General features: G+C 67.5%; 1 protein-coding gene. It reads right to left on the bottom strand.

The window, feature by feature from the left end; genetic code table 11:
- Positions 1 to 313: 313 nt before the first annotated feature.
- Positions 314 to 887 (bottom strand): rhomboid family intramembrane serine protease (locus LPA54_RS33185; RefSeq protein ID WP_228984449.1); only part of this gene is annotated, 574 nt, incomplete at its 5' end.

The raw sequence follows: 887 nt of genomic DNA, 5'->3' as shown, positions 1-887 counted from the left end.
AGTGGAAGTAGCGCCGGACCGGGCTCCGCGCACGGCTCCGGCCAGGCGCTGAGCCCTGCCCTGCCCGGAGGGGTCCACAGCTCTGGGCAGGGTTATCCCCTGAGTTATCCACAGCCCTTGTCCACATGTGGATAGGCGACCCGATCTGTGGATAACCCCCTCCGGGGTTGACGCCGGTGTGACAGAAACACCACCAACCGAAAGCCTGTTCGCATACAACCTGACCTGCGGAAACAGCGGTCAACGACCGGATCCGGCACGCTTCTCGCACGGTGTGCACAAGATCCGGCACCGTCTGTGGACAAACTCCGGCTCAGGTGAGCTGCGCGGTCCTCACCAGCGTGATCAGCACGACCAGGCCCAGCACCAGAGCACAGGTGCCGTACTGGACCAGCGCCCGCCGCTCACGCGGGGCGTGCACCATCGCGTAGCCGACGACGACACCGGCGACCAGCCCGCCGATATGGGCCTGCCAGGCGATGCCGCTCCAGCTGAAGGTGATGACGAGGTTGATCACCAGCAGCGCGATGATCGGCCGCATGTCGTAGCGGAGGCGGCGCATCAGCACGGCCGTCGCGCCGAACAGCCCGAAGACCGCGCCCGACGCGCCGAGCGATGCCGTGCTCCCCCCGGCCAGCAGATACGTCAGGGCGCTGCCCGCGAGACCGGAGATCAGATACAGCGCGAGATAGCGCGCCCGGCCGAGATGCTGTTCCAGCGGTCCGCCCAGCAGCCACAGGCTGAGCATGTTGAATCCGATGTGCCAGGGTTCCTCGTGCGTGAACATCGAGGTCACCAGGCGGTACCACTCGCCGTCCGCCACGCCCTGGGTGGGCATGAACGGCGCCGGCGGCCGGGCCCCCACCAGGTAGAGATCGGCCAGCAGC

The organism is Streptomyces sp. DH12 (genome assembly GCF_020873895.1).
Lineage (GTDB): Bacteria > Actinomycetota > Actinomycetes > Streptomycetales > Streptomycetaceae > Streptomyces.
Note: the sequence above shows the minus strand (reverse complement) of the source record. Positions and strands in the feature narration are given on the sequence as shown.